This window comes from Pseudoxanthomonas sp. J31 (genome assembly GCF_000510725.1).
Lineage (GTDB): Bacteria > Pseudomonadota > Gammaproteobacteria > Xanthomonadales > Xanthomonadaceae > Pseudoxanthomonas.
The window spans coordinates 436,362-456,829 of sequence record NZ_AZNZ01000001.1; the positions used below are offsets into that span (position 1 = coordinate 436,362).

19 protein-coding genes are annotated in these 20,468 nt (G+C 72.3%); 10 read left to right on the forward strand and 9 right to left on the reverse strand.

Annotated features, from left to right (window positions below; translation table 11 throughout):
- Nucleotides 1-66: 66 nt before the first annotated feature.
- Nucleotides 67-2,124, forward strand: coding sequence for a TonB-dependent copper receptor (locus PSEJ31_RS0101990; protein ID WP_028914485.1), 2,058 nt, complete (start codon nucleotides 67-69; stop codon nucleotides 2,122-2,124).
- A gap of 54 nt (nucleotides 2,125-2,178) precedes the next feature.
- Here PSEJ31_RS0101990 and PSEJ31_RS0101995 read toward each other — a convergent pair whose 3' ends face one another.
- Nucleotides 2,179-3,450: a hypothetical protein gene (locus PSEJ31_RS0101995; protein ID WP_028914486.1), complete on the reverse strand. Its 1,272-nt coding sequence runs from the start codon at nucleotides 3,448-3,450 to the stop codon at nucleotides 2,179-2,181.
- Nucleotides 3,447-3,842, reverse strand: a complete 396-nt coding sequence (locus tag PSEJ31_RS16420) for a DUF2249 domain-containing protein (protein WP_232210963.1) — start codon at nucleotides 3,840-3,842, stop codon at nucleotides 3,447-3,449. The genes PSEJ31_RS0101995 and PSEJ31_RS16420 overlap by 4 nt, the downstream gene beginning before the upstream one ends.
- Before the next feature lie 56 nt (nucleotides 3,843-3,898).
- On the opposite strand from PSEJ31_RS16420, the gene PSEJ31_RS0102000 reads away from it, so the two are divergent.
- Complete coding sequence (locus PSEJ31_RS0102000) at nucleotides 3,899-5,143, forward strand: alginate export family protein (RefSeq protein ID WP_028914487.1); 1,245 nt, start codon at nucleotides 3,899-3,901, stop codon at nucleotides 5,141-5,143.
- Nucleotides 5,144-5,153: 10 nt separating this feature from the next.
- Here PSEJ31_RS0102000 and PSEJ31_RS17310 read toward each other — a convergent pair whose 3' ends face one another.
- Genes PSEJ31_RS17310 through PSEJ31_RS0102015 form a run of 3 tightly spaced genes read right to left on the reverse strand, consistent with a single transcriptional unit; the run spans nucleotide 5,154 to nucleotide 6,952 of the window.
- The gene (locus PSEJ31_RS17310; protein WP_019398257.1) at nucleotides 5,154-5,285 is read right to left on the reverse strand and encodes a hypothetical protein; all 132 of its coding nucleotides are present in this window, start codon (nucleotides 5,283-5,285) and stop codon (nucleotides 5,154-5,156) included.
- Nucleotides 5,286-5,296: 11 nt separating this feature from the next.
- Nucleotides 5,297-5,698 carry a SirB2 family protein gene (locus tag PSEJ31_RS0102010; RefSeq protein ID WP_028914488.1) on the reverse strand — a complete coding sequence of 134 codons (402 nt, stop codon included), beginning with the start codon at nucleotides 5,696-5,698 and terminating at the stop codon, nucleotides 5,297-5,299.
- A gap of 9 nt (nucleotides 5,699-5,707) precedes the next feature.
- Nucleotides 5,708-6,952 (reverse strand): NnrS family protein, encoded by a 1,245-nt coding sequence (locus PSEJ31_RS0102015; protein ID WP_037034251.1) that lies wholly within the window; start codon nucleotides 6,950-6,952, stop codon nucleotides 5,708-5,710.
- A gap of 141 nt (nucleotides 6,953-7,093) precedes the next feature.
- Between PSEJ31_RS0102015 and PSEJ31_RS0102020 the strand changes: the two genes are divergently transcribed.
- The 3 genes from PSEJ31_RS0102020 to PSEJ31_RS0102030 all read left to right on the forward strand — a co-directional run bounded on the left by PSEJ31_RS0102020 (nucleotide 7,094) and on the right by PSEJ31_RS0102030 (nucleotide 8,533).
- A complete protein-coding gene (locus tag PSEJ31_RS0102020) occupies nucleotides 7,094-7,348 on the forward strand; it encodes a hypothetical protein (RefSeq protein ID WP_019398260.1) in 255 nt (84 codons plus the stop codon).
- Nucleotides 7,349-7,544: 196 nt separating this feature from the next.
- Nucleotides 7,545-8,216, forward strand: a complete 672-nt coding sequence (locus PSEJ31_RS0102025; protein ID WP_019398261.1) for a methyltransferase domain-containing protein — start codon at nucleotides 7,545-7,547, stop codon at nucleotides 8,214-8,216.
- Nucleotides 8,213-8,533, forward strand: coding sequence for a YkgJ family cysteine cluster protein (locus PSEJ31_RS0102030; RefSeq protein WP_019398262.1), 321 nt, complete (start codon nucleotides 8,213-8,215; stop codon nucleotides 8,531-8,533). The genes PSEJ31_RS0102025 and PSEJ31_RS0102030 overlap by 4 nt, the downstream gene beginning before the upstream one ends.
- Before the next feature lie 183 nt (nucleotides 8,534-8,716).
- On the opposite strand, the gene PSEJ31_RS0102035 is transcribed toward PSEJ31_RS0102030, so the two are convergent.
- Nucleotides 8,717-11,014: a nitric-oxide reductase large subunit gene (locus tag PSEJ31_RS0102035; protein WP_028914490.1), complete on the reverse strand. Its 2,298-nt coding sequence runs from the start codon at nucleotides 11,012-11,014 to the stop codon at nucleotides 8,717-8,719.
- 352 nt (nucleotides 11,015-11,366) lie between these two features.
- Between PSEJ31_RS0102035 and PSEJ31_RS0102040 the strand changes: the two genes are divergently transcribed.
- A complete protein-coding gene (locus tag PSEJ31_RS0102040) occupies nucleotides 11,367-13,142 on the forward strand; it encodes an alpha/beta hydrolase (protein ID WP_198015013.1) in 1,776 nt (591 codons plus the stop codon).
- A 7-nt stretch (nucleotides 13,143-13,149) separates the two neighbouring features.
- Here the strand turns inward: PSEJ31_RS0102040 and PSEJ31_RS0102045 are convergent, their stop codons facing one another.
- The 3 genes from PSEJ31_RS0102045 to PSEJ31_RS15520 all read right to left on the reverse strand — a co-directional run bounded on the left by PSEJ31_RS0102045 (nucleotide 13,150) and on the right by PSEJ31_RS15520 (nucleotide 15,930).
- A complete protein-coding gene (locus PSEJ31_RS0102045; protein ID WP_051403606.1) occupies nucleotides 13,150-13,908 on the reverse strand; it encodes a helix-turn-helix domain-containing protein in 759 nt (252 codons plus the stop codon).
- Between the two features lie 19 nt (nucleotides 13,909-13,927).
- Nucleotides 13,928-15,325, reverse strand: a complete 1,398-nt coding sequence (gene hemN, locus PSEJ31_RS0102050) for an oxygen-independent coproporphyrinogen III oxidase (protein WP_028914493.1) — start codon at nucleotides 15,323-15,325, stop codon at nucleotides 13,928-13,930.
- A 146-nt stretch (nucleotides 15,326-15,471) separates the two neighbouring features.
- Nucleotides 15,472-15,930 carry a hypothetical protein gene (locus PSEJ31_RS15520; protein ID WP_019398266.1) on the reverse strand — a complete coding sequence of 153 codons (459 nt, stop codon included), beginning with the start codon at nucleotides 15,928-15,930 and terminating at the stop codon, nucleotides 15,472-15,474.
- A gap of 435 nt (nucleotides 15,931-16,365) precedes the next feature.
- Here PSEJ31_RS15520 and PSEJ31_RS0102060 point away from each other — a divergent pair, with 435 nt between their 5' ends.
- The 4 genes from PSEJ31_RS0102060 to PSEJ31_RS15525 all read left to right on the forward strand — a co-directional run bounded on the left by PSEJ31_RS0102060 (nucleotide 16,366) and on the right by PSEJ31_RS15525 (nucleotide 20,457).
- The gene (locus PSEJ31_RS0102060) at nucleotides 16,366-16,938 is read left to right on the forward strand and encodes an ANTAR domain-containing protein (RefSeq protein WP_028914494.1); all 573 of its coding nucleotides are present in this window, start codon (nucleotides 16,366-16,368) and stop codon (nucleotides 16,936-16,938) included.
- A gap of 4 nt (nucleotides 16,939-16,942) precedes the next feature.
- Complete coding sequence (locus PSEJ31_RS0102065; RefSeq protein ID WP_037034254.1) at nucleotides 16,943-18,007, forward strand: CmpA/NrtA family ABC transporter substrate-binding protein; 1,065 nt, start codon at nucleotides 16,943-16,945, stop codon at nucleotides 18,005-18,007.
- A 373-nt stretch (nucleotides 18,008-18,380) separates the two neighbouring features.
- A complete protein-coding gene (locus tag PSEJ31_RS0102070; protein ID WP_028914496.1) occupies nucleotides 18,381-19,550 on the forward strand; it encodes a nitrate/nitrite transporter in 1,170 nt (389 codons plus the stop codon).
- A 43-nt stretch (nucleotides 19,551-19,593) separates the two neighbouring features.
- Nucleotides 19,594-20,457: a formate/nitrite transporter family protein gene (locus PSEJ31_RS15525; protein ID WP_037034260.1), complete on the forward strand. Its 864-nt coding sequence runs from the start codon at nucleotides 19,594-19,596 to the stop codon at nucleotides 20,455-20,457.
- The last annotated feature ends 11 nt before the right edge of the window (nucleotides 20,458-20,468 follow it).

Here is a 20,468-nt window from a genome sequence, read left to right on the forward strand (position 1 = left end):
AAGGCGCATGCGGCGGCCGGCGCGAAGACTGCCCGTACCCCGAGGCAACGCGCACGAGGCGCAGCCATGATCCGCAATCCCCTTGCCCATGCCCTGGTCGCCGCGCTTTGCGCCGCCGTCCCCGCCGCCGTGGCCGCGGACGGGCATGTCCATGCCGAACTGGCCACCACCGACCTGGATGGGGTGGTGGTGCTGGGCGTGGCCCCGGTGGCCGCGGCCACCTTCACCACCGATCCGAAGCTGCCGCGCCAGCCGGTCCCCGCCAGCGATGGCGCCGACTACCTGAAGACCATCCCCGGCTTCTCCACCCTGCGCAGTGGCGGCACCAACGGCGATCCGGTACTGCGCGGCATGTTCGGCTCGCGCATCGCCCTGCTTACCAACGACGGCGTGCTCAGCGGCGCCTGTCCCTCGCGCATGGACAACGCCATGTCCTACATCGCGCCGGAGACCTACGACCGCCTGACCGTCGTGAAGGGTCCTCAGACCGTGCTGTGGGGAGGCGGCGCCTCGGCCGGCACGGTGCGCTTCGAGCGCGAGATCCCGTACTTCGACCGCCCGGGCGTGCGTGCCCAGGGCAGCCTGCTGGCCGGCGGCAACGGCCGCAACGACCAGATGCTGGATGCCAGTGCCGGCACCCCGCGCGGTTATGCGCGTGTCGCCGGCAACCGTTCGGAGGCCAGCGACTACCGCGCCGGTGACGGCCGGCGCGTGCCCTCGGCCTGGGACAAGTGGAACGCCGACGCGGCAATCGGCTGGACCCCGGATGCGGACACCGTGCTGGAGCTGTCGGCTGGCACCGGCGATGCCGAAGCCCGCTATGCCGGCCGCGGCATGGACGGCTCGCGGTTCCGCCGCGACAGCCTCGGCCTGCGCTTTGAAAAGAAGCACATGGGTGGCGTGCTCGATGCGGTGGTGGCCAGCCTCTACCGCAACGAGGTCGACCACGTGATGGACAACTACAGCCTGCGCGACCCGGATCCGGATTCGGCCATGCCCATGCCGATGGCCAGCAATGTCGGCGACACCAGCGAGGGCGGGCGCATTGCCCTGACCTTCCAGCACGGCCGCTGGGAGGTGACCGCCGGCGTGGACGGCAGGCAGGGCGAACACCGCCGGCGCAGCGGCATGGGCCGCGACGTCTGGCGCCAGGCGCCCTGGACCCATGACGCACGCATCCGCACCGTCGGCGCGTTCGCCGAATCGCACTGGCACATCGACGAGGTGCACCACCTGATGTCCGGCCTGCGCGTGGACCGCGCCCGTGCCGAGGACCGGCGCGCGCGCACCGGCAGCGGCATGGACGCCATGCCCAACCCGACCGCGGGCCAGCGCCGCGGGGAAACCCTCGCCGGCGGCTTCGTCCGCTACGAGCACGACATGGCCGGGCGCTTCGGCTGGTATGCCGGCCTCGGCCACGCCGAGCGCATGCCGGACTACTGGGAGCTGTTCTCGCCCACGATGGGGCCGCAGGGCGCGGCCAATGCCTTCATCGGTCTGCAGCCGGAGCGCACCACCCAGCTCGACGCCGGCCTGCAGTACCGCGCCGGCAAGGTGGAAGCCTGGGCCTCGGTCTACGCCGGGCGGATCGACGACTACATCGTGTTCGACTATCTCCCCGGCGGGATGATGGGAGGCAGCACGCGTGCACGGAACCTGGATGCGGACATCGCCGGCGGCGAACTGGGCGCGGACTGGAAGCCGCGGCCCGGGCTGAAGCTGGGCGGCGCCCTGGCCTATGCCTGGGGCCGGACCACGGAGGGCGCGCTGCCGCAGATGCCGCCGCTGGAGGCGCGCCTGACCGCCAGTGGCGAGCGCGGTCCCTGGTCCTGGGGCGCGCTGCTGCGCGTGGCCGCGGCCCAGCACCGCAGCAATACCGGGCAGGGCAACGTGGTCGGCCGCGACCTGGGCCCGAGCCCGGGCTTCGCGGTGTTCTCGCTCAACGGCGGTTACCGCTTCGGGCAGCGCGTGCAGCTGGCCGCGGGCATCGACAACCTGTTCGACCGCGATTACCGCGAGCACCTCAATGCCGCCGGCAACAGCGGTTTCGGCTACCCCTCCGAGCCGGAGCGCATCGCCGAGCCGGGGCGCACGGCCTGGATCAAGCTCAACTTCAGCTACTGAGCCGGATGTTGCCGGTGGCGGCGCTGTCGGGGACCGCCGCCGGATATCCGCACCTCATCGGTAGGCTTCCGGATGCAGCCGGAAGTGGCGCGCGCGTCGCAGGCAACGCAGCAGGCAGAGCGCGGTTGCCGCATGCGCCGCAGACAGGGCCAGGCCGGCGGCAAGCGTCGCCAGCGGTCCGAGGAACGCGGCCGGCAGCAGCAGCGCTGCGACCAGGTGCAGGGCCAGGACGCGGCGCTTGTCTTCCTCCGGCTGCAGGCGGCCCACCGCGGGAATGCGCATGCCGCGCGGGCAGCGGCCGCGCAGGTCCACCCAGGCGATGAATGCAACGATCTCCAGCAGCATGCCGGTGACCAGCAGCGGCGCACCGACGCCCAGGCCCAGCACACCCGCAAGCATGGCCCACGCCGGTGCTTCCAGGCCTGGAGCGCCGGCTGCACCCGCGCAGGCCGCCGCGGCCGCCAGGCACAGTGCGATGCAGCCGGCGCACCAGAAGCGCACCAGCGCCGGATTGCGCCGGTGCGGCGCATGCCATTGCAGCCGCAGCACCGCCGCGGCAAGGACGCCGGCCTGCAGGGCGAGGGCCAGCGTGACCACGGTCGCCGGCATGCCAAGCAATCGCGCCACTGCCGCGGCCAGCGGCAGGACCACCGCCGCCAGGGTCCAGGCGCGCTGCGCGCGTGGCGCCACCTGCGCGGTGCCCTGGAACATGGGCACGGTCACCCCGCCGACTGCCGCCAGCAGGCCAAGCAGCCAGCCGCCGCCACCGAGCATGGCGTGGGCGTCCACCACCTGGTCCAGGGGCAGCATGAGGTAGCCGCGCAGCACTGCGGTCGCCACCACGCCCAGCAACGCCGTCGCCGCCAGTGCCAGCAGCGCCGCGCCGATGCCCGCGCGCAGCAGCCGCTGCGTGCCCTGGCGCAGCAGCGCCGGCAGCGGCGGGGCGAGCACGGGCAACAACGATGCCGCCAGCAGGGTCGCCGCCGCGGGCAGCACGGCAGGCCAGCGGTACAACGCCAGCACGAACAGGACCAGGCCCAGGTTCAGCGCCGCATGCGCCAGCGGCAGCAGGCGCCCGGCGCGCACCGGCGTGCCGGCGGCCACCGGCAGGAACTGCAGCAGGCTGCCGAGCATGGCGTTGCCAAGCACGCCCAGGGTGAACACATGTACCAGGGCCACCACCGGCGGCGACCAGCGTCCGCCGTCCAGGAGGTGCGGGTCGGCGACCAGCAGTGTGCCGGCAACCACGCCCCATGCAGGCGCGCACAGCAGGAAGCGCAGCGGCCGCGCCGCCGGCGGCGCGCTGGCGAAGGCCAGGCCGCTCATGCCCGTGCCGTTGCCGCGCCCGCAGCGGGCGCAGCGATGGAGCCGGCCCGGCTGCGCGGCCGCCGCCAGATCGCGATGCGGCAACCGCCTTCGGGCAGATCTCGCAGCCGCCATGCCCAGCCTTGCGCTTCCAGCATGGGTAGCAGGGGTACCGGACGGAACGGCGTCAGCGCCACCAGGACCGCGCGTACGGGCAGGACCTCCAGCGCATCGAGGATGCGCTGCATTGGTTCGGGTGGCGGCAGGTGGCGCAGGTCGAGCAGATGGGACATGGCGATCGGCGGGCGGGTGCGGGCCGCTGCACGTTCGCAGCGCGGCTGCCGCGGCGCATTGACGTGCGTCAGCCGCGTGCGCGGATCACTCCGCCGCCGCGGCGTCTTGACCCTGGTCATGGCTCGCTGGCGCTGGCGGGCCTAGCGTGCGCGCAACCCCACACTCCGGCTCCCCCATGACTGCCCAATACCGTCCGCGCCACGTCGCACCCCTGCTTGCCCTGGCCATGCTTCCCCTGCCCGCGTTGGCCGCGCAGGACGCAGGCCACGGCACCTGGCTCGACCTGCGCTACCGCCATGAACGCGTCGACCAGTCCGGCTTCGGCGAGGATGCGGTCGCCAACACCTTGCGCCTGCGCGTGGGCGCACGCAGCGCGCCGTGGCATGGCTGGTCGGCGCTGGCCGAGGCCGACGCGGTGCTGGGCCAGGACGATGGTCGCTACAACGACACCCGCAATGGCCGCCGCGCCTATCCCGTGGTCGCCGATCCGGCCGGCGCGGAGATCAACCAGGCCCTGCTGCGCCACGCCGGCACCCGCACCGTCGCGACCCTGGGCCGGCAGCGGATCAACCTGGACAACCAGCGCTTCGTCGGCGGCAGCGCGTGGCGGCAGAACGAACAGACCTACGACGGCGTGCACCTGCAGCTGGCCGCCACGCCGCGCCTGGCGCTGGATTACGCCTGGATCGGCGGGGTCAGCACCATCTTCGGGCCGGCCGACAGCAGCGCCTCCACCGGTGCCAACCCCTCCGACAGCAGCGGCGACAGCCATCTGCTGCGCGCCGCGCTGCAGCTTGCGCCGCCGCTGCGCCTGGTCGCCTACCACTACCGGGTGGAACTGGAGGACATGGCGGTCACCGCGGCCGCGCCGCTGGGCACCCTGGACAGCCGCACCAGCGGCCTGCGCCTGGAGGGAAGCCGGGGCCGATGGAGCTATGCGGGCGAATACGCGCGCCAGCGGGACCTTGCGGGCAACCCGTGGCGGCTCGACAGCCGCTACGTACTGGCCGAGCTGGGCTACGCCCTGGCCGGCGGCAGCGTGCTGAAGGCCGGGTACGAGTCGCTGGGCGGCGGCGAGGGCGAGGGCAACCGGGCCTTCCAGACCCCGCTGGCGACCCGGCATGCCTTCCAGGGCTGGGCCGACGTGTTCCTGACCACGCCGGCGCAGGGCGTGGACGACCGCTACGCGGGCGCCACCGTGCCGCTGGCCGGCGGCAGCCTGCAGGCCTGGTACCACGACTTCGCCGCCGAGCGTGGCGGCGGCAGCTATGGACGGGAGCTGGATGTCTCCTACGCGCACGCGGTACCGGGCGTGCAGGGCCTGACCGGCCTGCTGAAGCTGGCCCGCTACCGCAGCGACGACCCGGCTTACAGTGCCGACACCGGCAAGCTCTGGCTGCAGCTGCAGTACAGCTACTGAGCGGGACTGGCTAGCCGGCGGCAGGATCCGCCGGCGGCACCGCTTCCAGGAACAGCGCCACGCCCGCCGCATCGCAGGATTCCTGCAGCAGCGGGCTGGCCGCCAGGCACGGATCGGGAAGCTCGGGGCACTCGTGTTCCATGGTTCCTCCGCTCAGCCGCCGAGCAGGTAGAGCGCGCCTAATGGATGGTGGGCGCGGGCGATGCAGTAGGCCTGCAGGAAGCACAGCGCCGCGGCGGCCAGCAGTCCCCCGCGCGCCCCGGGCCCGCGGCGCGGACGGAAGGCGAGGATGCCCAGCACCACGTAGCTGGCGACGAAGCCCAGCTTCACCAGCAGCCAGCCGTTGGCGTACAGCTCGCGCGGCAGGATGGTCAGCAGCATCAGCGCCGCGGTCAGCAGCACGGTGTCGATCGTGTAGCTGAGGTAGCGCGGCAACGCGTGCCGGGGCCATTGCAGGCCTGCCAGCAGCGATAGCCCGCGCAGGGCGAAGAAGCTGCCGCTGAGCATCACGGCGCTGACGTGGACGAGCTTGATCTGCGGATAGAACTCGATCATGGGAGTGGCTCAGCCAGGACGACCGTCGCGGCGCGGGGTGAGGTAGACATGGCCGATGCGCGCCACCCACGGCGACAGCGCCAGCAGCCAGCCGACCGCGGCCAGTGCCTGCCACAGCCCCGGATCGGGCAGCACGTCGGCCAGGATGCGCAGGGTGGCCACGACCTGGATCGCCACGAACGCGAACCAGGCGATGCCGTACATCCGCAGCGGACGCCCGGAATGGCCCTGGGTCACGCGGGTGACCATCGCCACCAGCAGGCTGCCGAAGAAGCCGATGAACAGCGCGTGCATCGGCGCACGTCCCAGGATGAATTCGCCGGTGAGCCCATAGGCCAGGCTCTGCGCCACGTACAGGCCGAAGGTCACCGGCAGCCATGCGGTGCCGATGAACAGCACCGCCAGCAGGCCCGGCATGCGCGCGCGCGGCCACCAGCGCCACACGGCCAGGGTGGTGAACGCCAGCAGCGGCGCATCGGTGGTCCACAGCCAGGCGTAGCCGTGCACCAGCTCCAGGGCCAGATGGGCCAGCGCCAGCACCCACACCGCCAGCAGCCACCACAGCGGCCGCCAGGCGCGGTAGCCGGGCACGGCATTGCCGGCGAAGAACGGGAACATGCGATGGGCGACGGTGACGTAAAGCGGCAGCAGCAGGCCGAAGCTCCCCAGCTTGATGCTGGCGAAGGCCCATTGCGCCGATGCACCCAGCACGAAGGCCAGGAACATGGCCAGGCCCAGCCAGCCCAGCAGCAACGCGGCGAAGCAGGAGCGGGCGTGCCAGGTGCGGCCGCGCTCGTCGACCAGCAGGCGGCCCAGCAGGAACAGCGCGGTACTCCAGCCCGCCAGTGCCATCCACAGGCCCACGGTCAGGCCTGCTTCCCAGCCGGCGGCCCCGAGCAGGATCGCCAGCTGCCCGCCCATCAGGCCGGCGCCCACCGGCAGGTAGTGGTGGCGCTGCAGTTCCGGCAGTCCCATCCAGCGCGGGAACACGGTCAGCAGGAAGCCGAACACGAAGCTGGGCAGCACCAGGTACTGCATCAGGAAGGCGTGCAGCCATCCGGCGGGAACCGGCAACTCCGGCATGGTCCACGCGCCCCAGCGCGCGGACACCAGCCACAGCGCCCACCACAGCATCGCCAGCAGCACATTGGCCGCGCCGATGAAGAACATCAGCCGGTGCGGGGCATGCGCGAGCCAGGCAGGCGAGGGCCGCGCATGGCCGCGGCGGGGCAGGGGAACGGTCTCGATGTGCATGGGCGCAGTCTGTCTCCCGCCCAGGGATGCCGCCTTGACCCAGGTCAGCCCGGAGCGTTGCGCCGGGTTTGACCAGGGTCAAGGCGGGAAGCGAGCGTGCTGCCTAACGTGCGGCCACTCCGATCACGCCACGAGGAACGCATGAGCCATCCCTCCGCCCAGGCCGATACCGGCGCCGGCCTGTCGCGCCTGGCCGCCATCAGCGCGGCGCTGCGCCCGCACGATCCCGGCGCGCAGGTGGCGCTGGACCCGGACCACGGCAGCGTCCAGGTCCTCACCGTGCTTGACCCGGAAGAAGTGGACCGCATCCTCGCCGCGGCCGGGATCCCTGTCGCGCCAACCCCGGCCGGTGCCGGCGGCGGCTGCGGTTGCGGCTGCTCCTGCAGCGGCGGCTGAGTTCCCCGGATGTCCCTCCGGGCGTGGCGCGCGGCGGCGCCCGCCCGGCGCTTGGGCCTGGGTTCATCGGCCCGGGTGGTACCATGGCGGCGAGCTCCGTGCTCCCACGCGCGTCCCGCGCGGCCTTGCGGCCCCGATTCGCTCCCTTCCACACCTGAGAGGCCCGCCCTGCGCGGCCAAGCCCGGGGAGCAGCACATGCCTGGCTACGAAACCCGCCAAGAACACGTCGCCATCGGCGGCCACGACTACCGCCTGCGCGTGCTCGCCGATCGCCAGCAGTTCTGGGATCCGGACGGGCACGGCGAGCGCCTGGGCATCTCCTCGGCGCAGTGGGCGCTGTTCGGCCAGCTGTGGCCGGCCGGGCAGCTGCTGGCGCGGGCGATGCAGGACTTCGACATCCGCGGCAAGCGCATCCTCGAGCTGGGCTGCGGCATCGGCCTGGCCAGCCTGGTGCTGCAACGGCGCGGCGCCGACGTGGTCGCCTCGGACATGCACCCGCTGGCCGAGGTGTTCCTGGCCTACAACGCCGCGCTCAACGAGCTGCCGGCGCTGCACTACCGCCACCTGCAATGGGACGCGCCGCTGCCGGAGCTGGGCCGTTTCGACCTGATCATCGCCAGCGACGTGCTCTACGAGACCGCGCACGCGCCGCTGCTGGGCGGGGTGATCGACCGCCACGCGCACGCGGCCGCCGAGGTGCTGGTGGCCGACCCGGGGCGCGGCAACAGCGCGCACCTCAACCGCCAGCTGGCCGCGCGCGGCTTCGCCCTGGAGGAGCGGCGCTGCGCATTGCAGCCTGGCGAGGCGCCGCCCTACCGCGGGCGGCTGCTGCACTACACCCGCGGCGTTCCCGGCGGCCAGGCATGAGCCGCCACGGCGCCCGGCACGCGCGCTGCGCGGCCGAGTGCAGCCGTTGCGACGCGGTGTGCTGCCGGCTGACGGTGGTGCTGGACGATGACGACCATGTCCCCGAACACCTGACCGAGCTGCTGCCCGGCGGGGCACGGGTGATGGCGCACGGCGCCGATGGCTGGTGCGTGGCGCTGGATGCGGAGCATCGCAACTGCGGCATCTACGACGACCGCCCGGATACCTGCCGGCGTTTCGTGATGAATGGCCCCTATTGCCGCTCGGTGCGCAGCGAACACGCGGCACGCGGGACGATCCCCCTGTTGCTGCGTTGACCATGGGCCCTTCTCCCTCCGGGAGCGGGGCAGCCTCCCGGCCGCGTCACCGGACCCGGCGGGGACGATGCGCCGCACCTCGGGCGCCCCGCGCCGCACCGCGCGGCACGTGCCATGTGGCCACCCGGGGAAAAAGAAGACGGGCCGCGAATGCGGCCCGTCCCTTTGCATCGGATGCCGGACTCAGCGCCGCGGCATGATCGCCGCCGCGGCCACCGTGGTGGCGGACGAGGCCTGGGCGCCGCGCTTGGGCGCCACCCACAGCCGGAACACGAACCAGGCCAGGGCCAGCGCGCCGACGCTGAACAGCGTGTCGGCAGGGACGCGCATCCACACCAGCAGGTCGATGATCGGCTGCTGCATGAACTCCGCCGAGCGCGCGAACCAGTAGCCGTGCTCGATCGCCGCGTCCAGCTGCAGGATGCCCAGCGGCAGCAGGGTGAACAGCGACATCCCGGCCAGGCCGATGTTGAGCGACCAGAAGCAGGTCTTCAGCAGGCGCTCGCTCCACTGCAGGTCGGGCTTGAGCCCGCGCAGGCAGAACAGCATCAGGCCGATGCCGAGCATGCCGTACACGCCGAACATCGCGGTGTGGCCGTGGTTGGCGGTCAGGTTCAGGCCCTGCATGTAGTACAGCGGCAGCGGCGGGTTGATCAGGAAGCCGAACAGGCCGGCGCCCACCAGGTTCCAGAACGACACCGCCAGGAAGAACATGATCGGCCACCTGTAGCGCGCCATCCACGGCGTGGCCTTGCCCAGCCGGTAGTTGTGCCAGGCCTCGAAGCCGACGTAGGCCAGCGGCACCACTTCCAGAGCCGAGAAGCTGGCGCCGAGGGCGACCACCGCGGTCGGGGTGCCGCTGAAGTACAGGTGGTGCAGGGTGCCGAGCACGCCGCCGGCCATGAAGATGATGGTGGCGAACAGCACCGCGACGGTCGCCGAACGCACCTGCAGCAGGCCCAGGCGGGTGAACAGGAAGGCCATCACCGCCACCGCGAACACCTCGAAGAAGCCTTCCACCCACAGGTGCACCACCCACCAGCGCCAGTACTCGACCATCGACAGGTGGCTGTGCTCGCCCCACATCAGGCCGGCCGAGTAGAACACGCCGATCGCGACCACCGACAGGAACAGCAGGCCCACGATCGAGCGCGACTGCGCGCCCTTGCGCATCGCCGGCCACAGCGCGCGGCCGACCAGGGCCAGCCACAGCAGCAGGCCGACGAACAGGAACCACTGCCAGAACCGGCCCAGGTCCACGTACTCCCAGCCCTGGTGGCCGAACCAGAAGTTGTGGGCCAGGCCCAGCTTCTGCATCACCGCCATCCACTGTCCGGCGAAGGAGCCGACCACGATCACCAGCAGGCAGGTCCACAGCACGTTGACGCCCAGGCGCTGGAACTTTGGCTCGTGCCCGGAAATGGCCGGGGCGATGTACAGGCCCATGCCCAGCCACGCGGTGGCGATCCACAGCACCGCCAGCTGGGTATGCCAGGTGCGGGTCAGCGCGTAGGGGAGGATCTCGGACAGGGCGAAGCCATAGGCTTCCTGGCCCTCGACCTGGTAGTGCGCGGTGGTCGCGCCCAGCAGGATCTGCACCAGGAACAGCGCGATCACCACCCAGAAGTACTTGGCGGTGGCGCGCATCGACGGGGTGACCCGGATCGAGGCCAGCGGATCGGCCTTGGGCAGCACCGGCTGCATTTCCTCGCCGTGGCCGGTGGCGTAGTGCCAGCCCAGCAGGCCGACGCCGGCGATCAGGAACAGCACGCTGAACACCGTCCAGATCAGGAGGTTGGACGGCGGCGTGTTGCCGACCAGTTCGTCATGCGGCCAGTTGGCGGTGTAGCTGATCTCCGAGCCCGGACGCTCGGTCACCGAGGCCCAGGCCGCCCACCAGTAGAACGCCGCCAGCTGGCGGCGATGCCCGGCGTCCGGCACCGCGTCGTTGCGCATGGCATAGGCCTCGCGCAGCTCCGCCGTGGCCGGGTCGTTGGAGAACAGGCTCTCGTAGTGCGCGGAAACCTTCGCCATCGCCGCGGCGCGCTCGGCGTCCAGGGTGATGGTGCCGGTGTCCGCGTCCCAGGTGTTGGGCCGCAGCAGTGCCTGCACGCGCTTCGCGTACGCGGCCTGGGTCGGTTCGTCCAGCTGCTTGTACGAATCGACGCCATGCTCGCGCGCGGCCCAGGCATCGAGGATGGCCTCGGCCTCGCGGTGCAGCCAGTCCGCGCCCCAGTCCGGCGCCACGTAGCCGCCGTGGCCCCAGATCGAGCCCAGCTGCTGGCCGCCGATCGACTGCCAGACCTGGCGTCCGGTCTCGATGTCGGCGCGGGTGTAGACCACGGTGCCGTCGGTGGTGACCACCTGTTCGGGCATGGGTGGCGCCTGGCGATGGATCTCGCTGCCGACCCACAACAGGGCGGCGAACGAGGCGAAGAGCAGGACCGCCAGGCCTGCCCAGAGCTTGCGTGTTGGATCCATGATGCGGCCTCTCCGGGGAAGGAACGGCCGCATCTTCGGCAGCGGGGCCGGCGGCGGCCCTGACGCAGGTCAAGCCACGGACACTGGCGGTGCTGGAGCGGTGAGCCGGCGCAGTTGTCGCGTGACGGGGTAGGCAGTACGGGCGCGATGCGCGTCCGGTCCCAGGTGGCCGGCATGCCGTGGCGGGAGCTGGAGGCTTCCGCACCGCAACCCCGGCGGCGCCCTGCCGGTCGGCGGTGCAGGTGCCCGGGCGCCGCATGCATGCACCGCACAGGCCGGCCCATCGCGTTGACGCGGCAGGGGCCATGGCCCGGTAAATTCCGGTTCCCATCCCGCCGCCTTCCCGGGTGCCATGCCGGTGCACAGGAAGCCCTCTCCAGCGATCGAACAGGTGCCGGGGCACCCAGGCCGCATCCGCGTCCGGGACGCGACGGCACCGGCGATCCGTCGCGGGACGCTGCTGCTGGCCGCAGTGCTGGCCGGCTGCGTGGCCACGCCCCGCGAACCTTCCGCTGCCGCCGCAGCGGCTGGTCCACGCACGCAGCAGGAGGCCGCCGCGCTTGCCCGCCGCGCGGCGCGCGAGCCGGACCCATCGATCCGCACGCGCCTGTGGCTGGACTGCGCGTCCGCGGCCCATGCCGCGCTGGACGGGGAGGTGGCCCTGCCGGATGCGGGAATCGCACTGGCGGACCATTGTTCGACGCGGGCGCTGCTGGACCTGTTCCGCCGCCATCCCGGCGGATGGCAACCCGGGCGGCGGCGCATCGCCGGACGCGAGCTGGAGTTACGGATCGAAGGTGCCAGCCCGATGGCCCGCGGTGCCTATACGATCACCCCGGCGCAGGATGTCCCGGTGCCGCCGGGCTGGGACTTCCGCCAGCCCGGCTTCGGCCTGCCACTGGTGCTGCGCGCCGACCGCTGCACCGATGCGCCCGATTGTGCGCTGTACACGCCGGAAGGGATCTACCGCTGGGCCACCGCCTGGATCGAGCATGGCGACGACGTCCCCGTCGTACGCATCGTCGACCCGGTGGCGACGCCGTCGACCACCGTGGGCGGGCGCGGGATGCGGCTCTCCTTCGATGCGTTCTCGTCCTACTGGAAGGGCGCGATGGCCTCGCGCCTTCCGCGGCTGGGCGTCTACGGGCTGCTCGGAGGCGATGGCATCGGCCGGCGCGCGGGCGCCTACCTGCTCACGGACTACGATCCGCGCAAGACGCCGGTGGTAATGGTGCACGGGCTGGGCAGCCACCCGATCATCTGGGCCGAACTGTCAGGTGCCATCTGGGCCGATCCGGTGCTGCGCGACAGCTACCAGGTCATCCACGTCGTATTCCAGACCAACGCCCCGCTGCTGGTGTCCACGCAACGCGTCCGCACGTACCTGGACCGGATGTGGGAACTGCTCGACCCCGAAGGCGACGACCCGGCGCGCGGGAAGATGGTGCTGGTCGGCCACAGCCTGGGCGGAGTGGTCGCGCGCCTGCTCGCGGTCGACAGCGGACGGGTGCTGTGGGATGCGGCGTTCACCGTCGCCCCCGGGCAGCTCCACGGGGCGGCGGAGGACGTGGCGGCGATCCAGGACATCTTCCTGTTCGATCCGTATCCGGGTGTCTGCGCGGTGGTCATGCTCGCCGCTCCGCACAAGGGCAGCCCGGCCGCATCGGGCTTCGCCGGGCGACTGGCCCGGGCGCTGGTGGCCCGCCGCGCACCGGAGATCCAGGCGCTCAAGGAGGTGACGCTGGCCCACCCGGAGGACGTGCGCGAGGAGGTGCGCGACAGCTACCGCTTCGCCCGGCTCGACAGCATCTGGACCCTGCGCGCGCCACAACCGGTGCGGCGGGCCGGCGAATCGCTGCTGCCGGCGCCGGGCATCCGCTACCACACCATCGCCGGCGATCTCCACGGGCAGGGCGGTGACGGCCTGGTACCGCTGGAAAGCGCCCTGCTGCCGGGCGCACGCTCGACCCTGGTGGTGGACCAGGGGCACACGCTCTACCGCGATCCGGTGGTCATCGGCCGCGTGCTGGAGATCCTGCGCGAGGAACGCGGGCTGCCGTGCGCGGGCGCGGCCGATCCCGGGAACACGGCGGATGCGGGGGATGCCGCCCGGGACATGCCGGACTAGCGGGACTTCAGTCGCGCAGGACCGCCAGCGCCAGCGCCTCCAGGCGCTGCATGTCCAGCACTTCCACGTCGCGCAGCTTGATGTGCACCAGCCCGTCCTGCTCGAAGCGGCGCAGCACGCGGCTGACCGTCTCCGGGGCCAGGCGCAGGTAGTTGGCGATGTCGGTGCGCGACATGGTCAGCTGGAAGCGGCGCGGCGAGAAGCCGCGCGCGGCCAGCCGCCGCGACAGCCCGATCAGGAACGCGGCCATGCGCTCGTCGGCGGTGTTGTCGCGGGCGAACAGCGAGGCCACGCCGATGTCGCGGCTCATCAGCCGGAACAGGTGTTGCTGCAGGTTGGGCAGGCGCTGGGCCAGCAGCGCGATCTTGGGGAACGAGAACCGGCACAGCATCACCGTGTCCAGCGCCACCGCGTTGCAGGGATAGCGGTCGTCGTGGATGGCGTTGAGGCCGATCACCTCGCCGGGCAGGTGGAAGCCCAGCACCTGCTCGTGGCCGTTGCGGTCGACCTGGTAGGTCTTCACCGTGCCGGCGCGGACCGCGGCGATGGCGCCGAACGGATCGCCCTCGCGGAACACGTGCTCGCCCGGGTGCAGCGGGCCGACGTGCTCCACCAGCACGTGCAGGTCCATCAGCGCGGCCTTGTCCATGCCCTCGGACATGCAGGCCTGGGAGAAGGCGCAGGTGGAGCAGAAGGTCAGCGCGTCGCCGTCGTCGGCCATCACGGCCGGGCCGCTGCGCGGGAAGACCACGCCGGGACCGCTCATGCGCGCGCCCTCCCGCGGTTCAGACGGTGCGCGAGTACAGGGGGGCGGAGCCCCCGGCGGCGGTGAGGTAGCGGTCGAAGCACATGGCGATGATACGCAGCAGCAGGCGTCCGCGCATCGTCGCCCTCAGCCCGGACCCGTCGACCTCCACCAGGCCGTCGGCCTGCAGCGGCCGCAGCCGCGCCAGGGCGTCGGCGAAGTACTCGCGGAAATCGATCACGTGGCGGCGGCCGATGGCGTCGAAATCCAGCCGCCCGTGGCACATCAGCTGCTGGATCACGTCGGCGCGGACCACGTCGTCCTCGTCCATGCGCATGCCGCGCCACACCGGCAGGCGGCCCTCGTCGATCGCCTGCTCCCAGCCGGCGATGTCGCGCGGGTTCTGGCTGAAGCTGGCGCCGATGTGGCTGATCGCGCTCACGCCCAGGCCCACCAGGTCGCTCTCGGCATGGGTGGTGTAGCCCATGAAGTTGCGGTGCAGGCCGCCTTCGCGCTGGGCGCGGGCCAGCTCGTCGGTCGGCAGGGCGAAGTGGTCCATGCCGATGTATTCGTAGCCGGCCTGGCCCAGTTTCTCGATCGCCAGGCGCAGCAGGTCCAGCTTCTGCTCCGGGCTCGGCAGGTCCTCGGCGCGGATCCGCTGCTGCGGGCGGAAGATGCTCGGCAGGTGCGCGTAGCCGTAGATCGCCAGCCGGTCCGGGCGCGCCTGCAGGGTGATGTCCAAGGTGCGCGAGAAGCCCTCCAGGGTCTGCTTCGGCAGGCCGTAAATCAGGTCCACGTTGACCGAACGGAAGCCGTGCGCGCGGCAGGCGTCGATGATGCCCAGGGTCTGGGCCACGCCCTGCACGCGGTTGACCGCCTCCTGCACCGCCGGATCGAAGTCCTGCACGCCCAGGCTGGCGCGGTTGAAGCCGGCCGCGGCCAGCTCGCCGACCTCGGCCGGGGTGATGAAGCGCGGGTCCAGCTCGATCGAGCAGTCCATGCGCGCGCCCGGGGCGAAGTGGAAGTGCCGGCGCAGCACGTCCATCACCTCGGCGATCTGCAGCGGGTCCAGGAAGTTGGGGGTGCCGCCGCCGAAATGCACCTGCTCCACGTCGCGGTCGCGGTCGAACAGTTCGGAGGCCATGCCGATCTCGCGGTACAGCCGGGTCAGGTACGCGGTGCCGCGCGCCTTGTCGCGGGTGATGATCCGGTTGCAGCCGCAATAGAAGCACGGACTGGTGCAGAACGGCACGTGCAGGTACAGGGAGATCGGCCGCGGGATCGGGTCGCCGTTGCTGGCGGCCGCCACCGCGCGCAGGTCCGCTTCGCCGAAGCCGGGGGTGAACTGCGGCGCGGTCGGGTAGGAGGTGTAGCGCGGGCCCGGCACGTCGTAGCGCCGCAGCAGCTCGGGATCGAACAGGGAGGACAGGCTGGCCATGGAGCGAGGCTAGGCCCGCCCGCGGTGCCTGTCCTTGATGCAGGTCAATGGCCGGCGTGCCGGCAGGGCCGCTTCAGCTTCGTGATGGCGGCCCGGCCCCGGGACCGCGTCCCCGGGCCGCGCGGGGCCGGCACGGCCGGGCAGGCCTACTGCGCCGCCAGCGACATCCCGGCGCGGGGGTGGGCCTGCAGGAATTCCAGGTCCGCCGGCACCACGAAGCCGGCGCGGTGCAGCGCGTGCAGCAGCTGCTCGGCGCCTTCCGGATCGGTGGCGGCGATCCCGGAGAGGATGTCGCGGGCGCAGGTGGCCTCGGCGATGTACAGCGAGGCCTCGTTGATGTCGTCCGGCAGGCGCGCGATCAGCAGGGTTTCCAGCTCGGCCATGTAGCCGTGCAGGCGCATGTGGTCGGCCGACACCGCGGCATCGATCGCCGCGTCGCGGGCGTTGAACAAGGAGATCACCGCCGGGTGCGAGGCCGGGTACTGCGGCCCGAACAGGTAGCGCCAGGTGGCCCGGGCGAAGAGGGCCACGCCCACGACGATGCCTGCCGCCAGGACGAGCTTGCCCAGCGGGCCGAGCGGATCGGCCGGCGCGAGCGTGGGCATGGCCGCGGCAAGCGCGGCGGTAGCCGGGGTGGAGTGGCCTGGGGCCGCGGGCGTGCCTGGGGTATGGGGGCGCGGGGCGTTCATGGGGGATGTCTGGACCTGGGGGAGGGCGCGGCGGGCGGACGCGGGCGGGCGCCATGCCGGGGGGGCATGCCGCGAACGGAAACGGCGCAGCCGGTGGTGCGGCCCGGGAAGGCGGGCCGGCCTGGCGGCACCTGGCCGCAGCCGTTCGCGGCGGGGGACGCTGTCCCGCGACCTGTTTCCCTAACGGCCGCGGCAGCGCGGCGGTTGAGGGGCTGCACCGGCCCAGTTGCGCGATCAGTGACCGCTGCCGCGGTTTGCCGCCGGGACCGCCGCGCGTGCCCGGCGCGACCGGTTCCCACAGCGGCGATGTTGCATGGCAACATCAGGCGCATCCCCCGCCGCCCCGTCCCGATGCCGCGCGTCCTCCTGGTCAACGACACGGACAAGCCGATCGCCGAGCTGCGGCAGGCGCTGGCCGATGCCGGCTGCGAGGTGCTGGAGCCGGTGGCCACTGCCGGCTTGCTGCGCGCGGTGCAGGAACAGCAGCCGGACGTGGTGATCCTGGACGTGGAATCGCCCTCGCGCGACACCCTCGAGCAGCTGGCGATGATCGACCGCCACGCGCCGCGCCCGGTGGTGGTGTTCTCCGCCGACGACGACGAGCGCCTGATCCGCCAGGCGCTTGGCGCCGGCGTGGCCGCCTACGTGGTCGACGGGCTGGCGCCCGGGCGGCTGGCCTCGATCCTGCGCGTGGCCATGGCCCGCTTCGAGCAGCAGGCGCATGTGCGCCAGCGCGTGGACGAGCTGGAACAGCGGCTGCAGGACCGCAAGGGCATCGAACGCGCCAAGGGCCTGCTGATCGACCGGCGCGGCATGAGCGAGGCCGAGGCCTACGCCACGCTGCGCCAGCAGGCGATGAAGCAGGGCCTCAAGCTCGCGGACGTGGCGCGCCGCATCCTGGCCATGGCCGACCTGCTGGGCTGACCGCATGACCGATACCCGCGCCACCACCGCCTTCCTCCGCCCGCTGGACGTGGGCTTCATGCCGCTGCTGGACGCCGCGCCCCTGCTGGCCGCCTCGCACCTGGGCCTGGACCGGCGCCACGGCCTGCAGCTGCGCCTGCACCGACAGCCGTCGTGGGCCACGCTGCGCGACCGCCTGCTCACCGGCGCGCTGGACGCGGCGCAGGCGATGTCGGCGATGGTGCTGGGCGTGCAGGCGGGGATCGGCGGGCCGCAGGCGGACCTGGCCATCCTGCTGGGGCTCAACCGCAACGGCCAGGCGATCGTGCTGTCACCGGCGCTGGCCGCCGGCCTGGCCGAGGGCGGTCCGCTGCCGGAGCTGCTGCGCGCGCTGCCGCGCCGGCCGGTATTCGCCCAGACCTTCCCCACGGGCACCCATGCGCTCTGGCTCTACTACTGGCTCGCCGCGCAGGGCGTGGATCCGCTGCGCGACATCGAGGCGGTGACCCTGCCGCCGCCGCGCATGCCGCAGGCGCTGGCGGCGGGCGAGCTGGATGGCTTCTGCGCCGGCGAACCCTGGGGCGCGGAGGCCGAGAACCTGGGCGCGGGCCGGCGCGTGGCCGCCAGCGGGCAGCTGTGGCCCGGGCATCCGGAAAAGGTGCTGGCGACGCGCCGCAGCTTCGCCGCGCTGGAGCCGGAGGTGTCGGTCGCGCTTACCGCGGCGGTGCTGGAAGGCTGCCGCTGGCTGGACGCCGATCCGGACCACCGCCGCCAGGCCGCGCAGTGGCTGTCGGCCGACGATGCGATCGGCGTGCCGGCGCAGCGCCTGCTCGCCGGCCTGCTGCCGGCGGGCGAGCCCGGCCAGGTCCTGCAGTTCCACGCCGATGGCCAGGCGAACTTCCCGTGGATCTCCGATGGCCGCTGGATCCTGGGCCAGTTCCGCCGCTGGGGCTGGCTGCCGCCGGCGGATGGCGACGAGGCATGGTTGGTGGATGTGTTCCGCACCGGCAGCTACCGCGAGGCCGCGGCGCTGCTGGGCGTGCCGGTGCCGGATGGGGATTCGCGCCCGGGCGCACCCGCGCCGCCCTGAGCGCGACGTGCACGCGCACGGTGCGCGATGGCACCGCGGAGGTGCATGACGCCGGTCGTGGCGCGCGTCCGGGCACGCCGCCCCGGCGTCCCTGGATTCCGGCGGAACGCAGGCGGCACAAGGCTTCCGGTGGTCCGTGCTGCATCGCAGCGGACGTTGGCACGCTGATTGCGTAGTCCATGGTGCGGGTGCAACGAGGTGCCCGCACCAAAACCTGCAAGTCCGGCCAACGGCGGCCGGCACGAAGACAACGGCGTCTTCCGGCCACCCGGCCGGGAGGCGCTTTTTTGTTTCCAGCTCCGCGGTGCCCCCACCGCTGCCAGGAGAGACCCGGATGGACCGTTCGTTCTGGAAAGCCGGACACACGCCGACCCTGCTGTCGGCCTTCCTCTACTTCGACCTCAGCTTCATGGTCTGGTACCTGCTGGGCCCGATGCAGGTGCAGATCGCGCAGGCGCTGCAACTGGACACCCAGCAGCGCGCGCTGATGGTGGCCGTGCCGATCCTGTGCGGTGCCGTGCTGCGCCTGTTCCTCGGCCTGCTGGCCGACCGCATCGGCGCCAAGACCACCGGCGTGCTGGCGCAGATCGTGGTGATCGCCGCGCTGGCCGTGGCCTGGCGGCTGGGCGTGCACAGCTTCGGCCAGGTGCTGCTGCTGGGCGTGATGCTGGGCGTGGCCGGCGCCTCGTTCGCGGTGGCGCTGCCGCTGGCCTCGCGCTGGTATCCGCCGCAGCACCAGGGCACGGCGATGGGCATCGCCGGCGCCGGCAACTCCGGCACCGTGTTCGCCGCGCTGCTGGCGCCTGCGCTGGCAGTGGCCTACGGCTTCCAGAACGTGTTCGGCCTGGCCTGCATCCCGTTGCTGCTGGTGCTGGCGGTGTTCTGGACCTGTGCGCGCGAGGCGCCGGTGGTGGTGGCGCGCAAGGGACTGGGCGACTACGCACGGGTGCTGGTCGGCAACCGCGACTCGTGGTGGTTCATGTTCTTCTACGCGATCACCTTCGGCGGCTTCTCCGGCTTCGCCAGCGCGCTGCCGGGCTATTTCCACGACCAGTTCGCGTTCGAACCGAAGGTCGCCGGCTGGGCCACCGCCGCCTGCGTGCTGGCCGGCTCGGTGATGCGGCCGCTCGGCGGCGTGATCGCCGACCGCATCGGCGGCACCCGTTCGCTGCAGGCGGTGTACGCCGCGGTGACGGTGCTGGTGGCCGCCGCGGCCTTGCAGGTGGGCGGCCCGGTGGTGACCGTGGCCCTGTTCGTGCTGACCCTGCTGTGCCTGGGCGCGGGCAACGGCGCGGTGTTCCAGCTGGTGCCGCAGCGCTTCGGTGCCGAGATCGGGCTGATGACCGGGCTGATCGGCATGGCCGGAGGCGTGGGCGGCTTCCTGCTGGCGGCCGGGCTTGGCGTGGTCAAGCAGCAGGCCGGCAGCTACGGCCCGGGGCTGTGGCTGTTCGCCGGCATCGCCCTGGCGGCCTCGCTGTGCCTGGTCGGGGTGAAGCAGCGCTGGCGCGTCGGCTGGGCACGCCTCGGCGACGCCCGCGTGTAGCGGTTCCTTCAGTTCCTTCCTCCCCCACAGCAGGCAGACCGCCATGAGCTACGTGAGCCCCTCCGAACTGGCCGCGAAGATGGTCGACGCAGGCCAGTCCAAGATCCTGATGTCCACCCGCGACACCGTGATCCGCGCCTACATGGCCGGCGCGATCCTCGCCCTGGCGGCCGCGTTCGCGGTGACCGTCACCGTGCAGACCGGGCAGCCGCTGCTGGGCGCGCTGCTGTTCCCGGTCGGCTTCTGCATCCTCTACCTGCTCGGCTTCGACCTGCTCACCGGCGTGTTCACCCTGTGCCCGCTGGCGGTGATCGACCGCCGCCCCGGCTGCACCTGGCGCGGGGTGCTGCGCAACTGGGGCCTGGTGTTCGCGGGCAACTTCGCCGGCGCGCTGACGGTGGCGGTGTTCATGTCGATCATCGTCACCTTCGGCTTCAGCACCGCGCCGGATGCCATCGGCCAGAAGCTGGGGCATATCGGCGAGGCGCGCACCCTGGGCTATGCCGCCCACGGCGCGGCCGGGATGCTGACCCTGTTCGTGCGCGGCGTGCTGTGCAACTGGATGGTCTCCACCGGCGTGGTTGGGGCGATGGTGTCCTCCCACGTGTCCGGCAAGGTCATCGCCATGTGGATGCCGATCATGGTGTTCTTCTACATGGGCTTCGAGCACTCCATCGTCAACATGTTCCTGTTCCCGAGCGGACTGATGCTCGGCGGGCAGTTCTCCTTCGGCGACTACCTGGTCTGGAACGAGATCCCGACCGTGGTCGGCAACCTGGTCGGCGGCCTGACCTTCGTCGGCCTGACCATGTACGCGACCCATGCCCGCACCGCCGCCGGTGCCGCCCTTGTGCCCCCTGCGCCCGCTTCGTCGCCGGCGCCGGGCGCCACTGCCGGGACCGCCTGAGTGCAGCCGGC

Coding starts and splice junctions, on each gene's coding strand:
- PSEJ31_RS15520 (WP_019398266.1), bottom strand. CDS start 15,930: ATGCCCACGCTCGCGCCGGCCGATCCGCTCGGCCCGCTGGGCAAGCTC.
- PSEJ31_RS0102040 (WP_198015013.1), top strand. CDS start 11,367: ATGCCGGTGCACAGGAAGCCCTCTCCAGCGATCGAACAGGTGCCGGGG.
- PSEJ31_RS0102025 (WP_019398261.1), top strand. CDS start 7,545: ATGCCTGGCTACGAAACCCGCCAAGAACACGTCGCCATCGGCGGCCAC.
- PSEJ31_RS0102020 (WP_019398260.1), top strand. CDS start 7,094: ATGAGCCATCCCTCCGCCCAGGCCGATACCGGCGCCGGCCTGTCGCGC.
- PSEJ31_RS0102045 (WP_051403606.1), bottom strand. CDS start 13,908: ATGAGCGGTCCCGGCGTGGTCTTCCCGCGCAGCGGCCCGGCCGTGATG.
- PSEJ31_RS0102000 (WP_028914487.1), top strand. CDS start 3,899: ATGACTGCCCAATACCGTCCGCGCCACGTCGCACCCCTGCTTGCCCTG.
- PSEJ31_RS16420 (WP_232210963.1), bottom strand. CDS start 3,842: ATGACCAGGGTCAAGACGCCGCGGCGGCGGAGTGATCCGCGCACGCGG.
- PSEJ31_RS0101995 (WP_028914486.1), bottom strand. CDS start 3,450: ATGAGCGGCCTGGCCTTCGCCAGCGCGCCGCCGGCGGCGCGGCCGCTG.
- PSEJ31_RS0102065 (WP_037034254.1), top strand. CDS start 16,943: ATGACCGATACCCGCGCCACCACCGCCTTCCTCCGCCCGCTGGACGTG.
- PSEJ31_RS0102010 (WP_028914488.1), bottom strand. CDS start 5,698: ATGATCGAGTTCTATCCGCAGATCAAGCTCGTCCACGTCAGCGCCGTG.
- PSEJ31_RS17310 (WP_019398257.1), bottom strand. CDS start 5,285: ATGGAACACGAGTGCCCCGAGCTTCCCGATCCGTGCCTGGCGGCCAGC.
- hemN (WP_028914493.1), bottom strand. CDS start 15,325: ATGGCCAGCCTGTCCTCCCTGTTCGATCCCGAGCTGCTGCGGCGCTAC.
- PSEJ31_RS0102035 (WP_028914490.1), bottom strand. CDS start 11,014: ATGGATCCAACACGCAAGCTCTGGGCAGGCCTGGCGGTCCTGCTCTTC.
- PSEJ31_RS0102015 (WP_037034251.1), bottom strand. CDS start 6,952: ATGCACATCGAGACCGTTCCCCTGCCCCGCCGCGGCCATGCGCGGCCC.
- PSEJ31_RS0102030 (WP_019398262.1), top strand. CDS start 8,213: ATGAGCCGCCACGGCGCCCGGCACGCGCGCTGCGCGGCCGAGTGCAGC.
- PSEJ31_RS0101990 (WP_028914485.1), top strand. CDS start 67: ATGATCCGCAATCCCCTTGCCCATGCCCTGGTCGCCGCGCTTTGCGCC.
- PSEJ31_RS0102060 (WP_028914494.1), top strand. CDS start 16,366: ATGCCGCGCGTCCTCCTGGTCAACGACACGGACAAGCCGATCGCCGAG.
- PSEJ31_RS15525 (WP_037034260.1), top strand. CDS start 19,594: ATGAGCTACGTGAGCCCCTCCGAACTGGCCGCGAAGATGGTCGACGCA.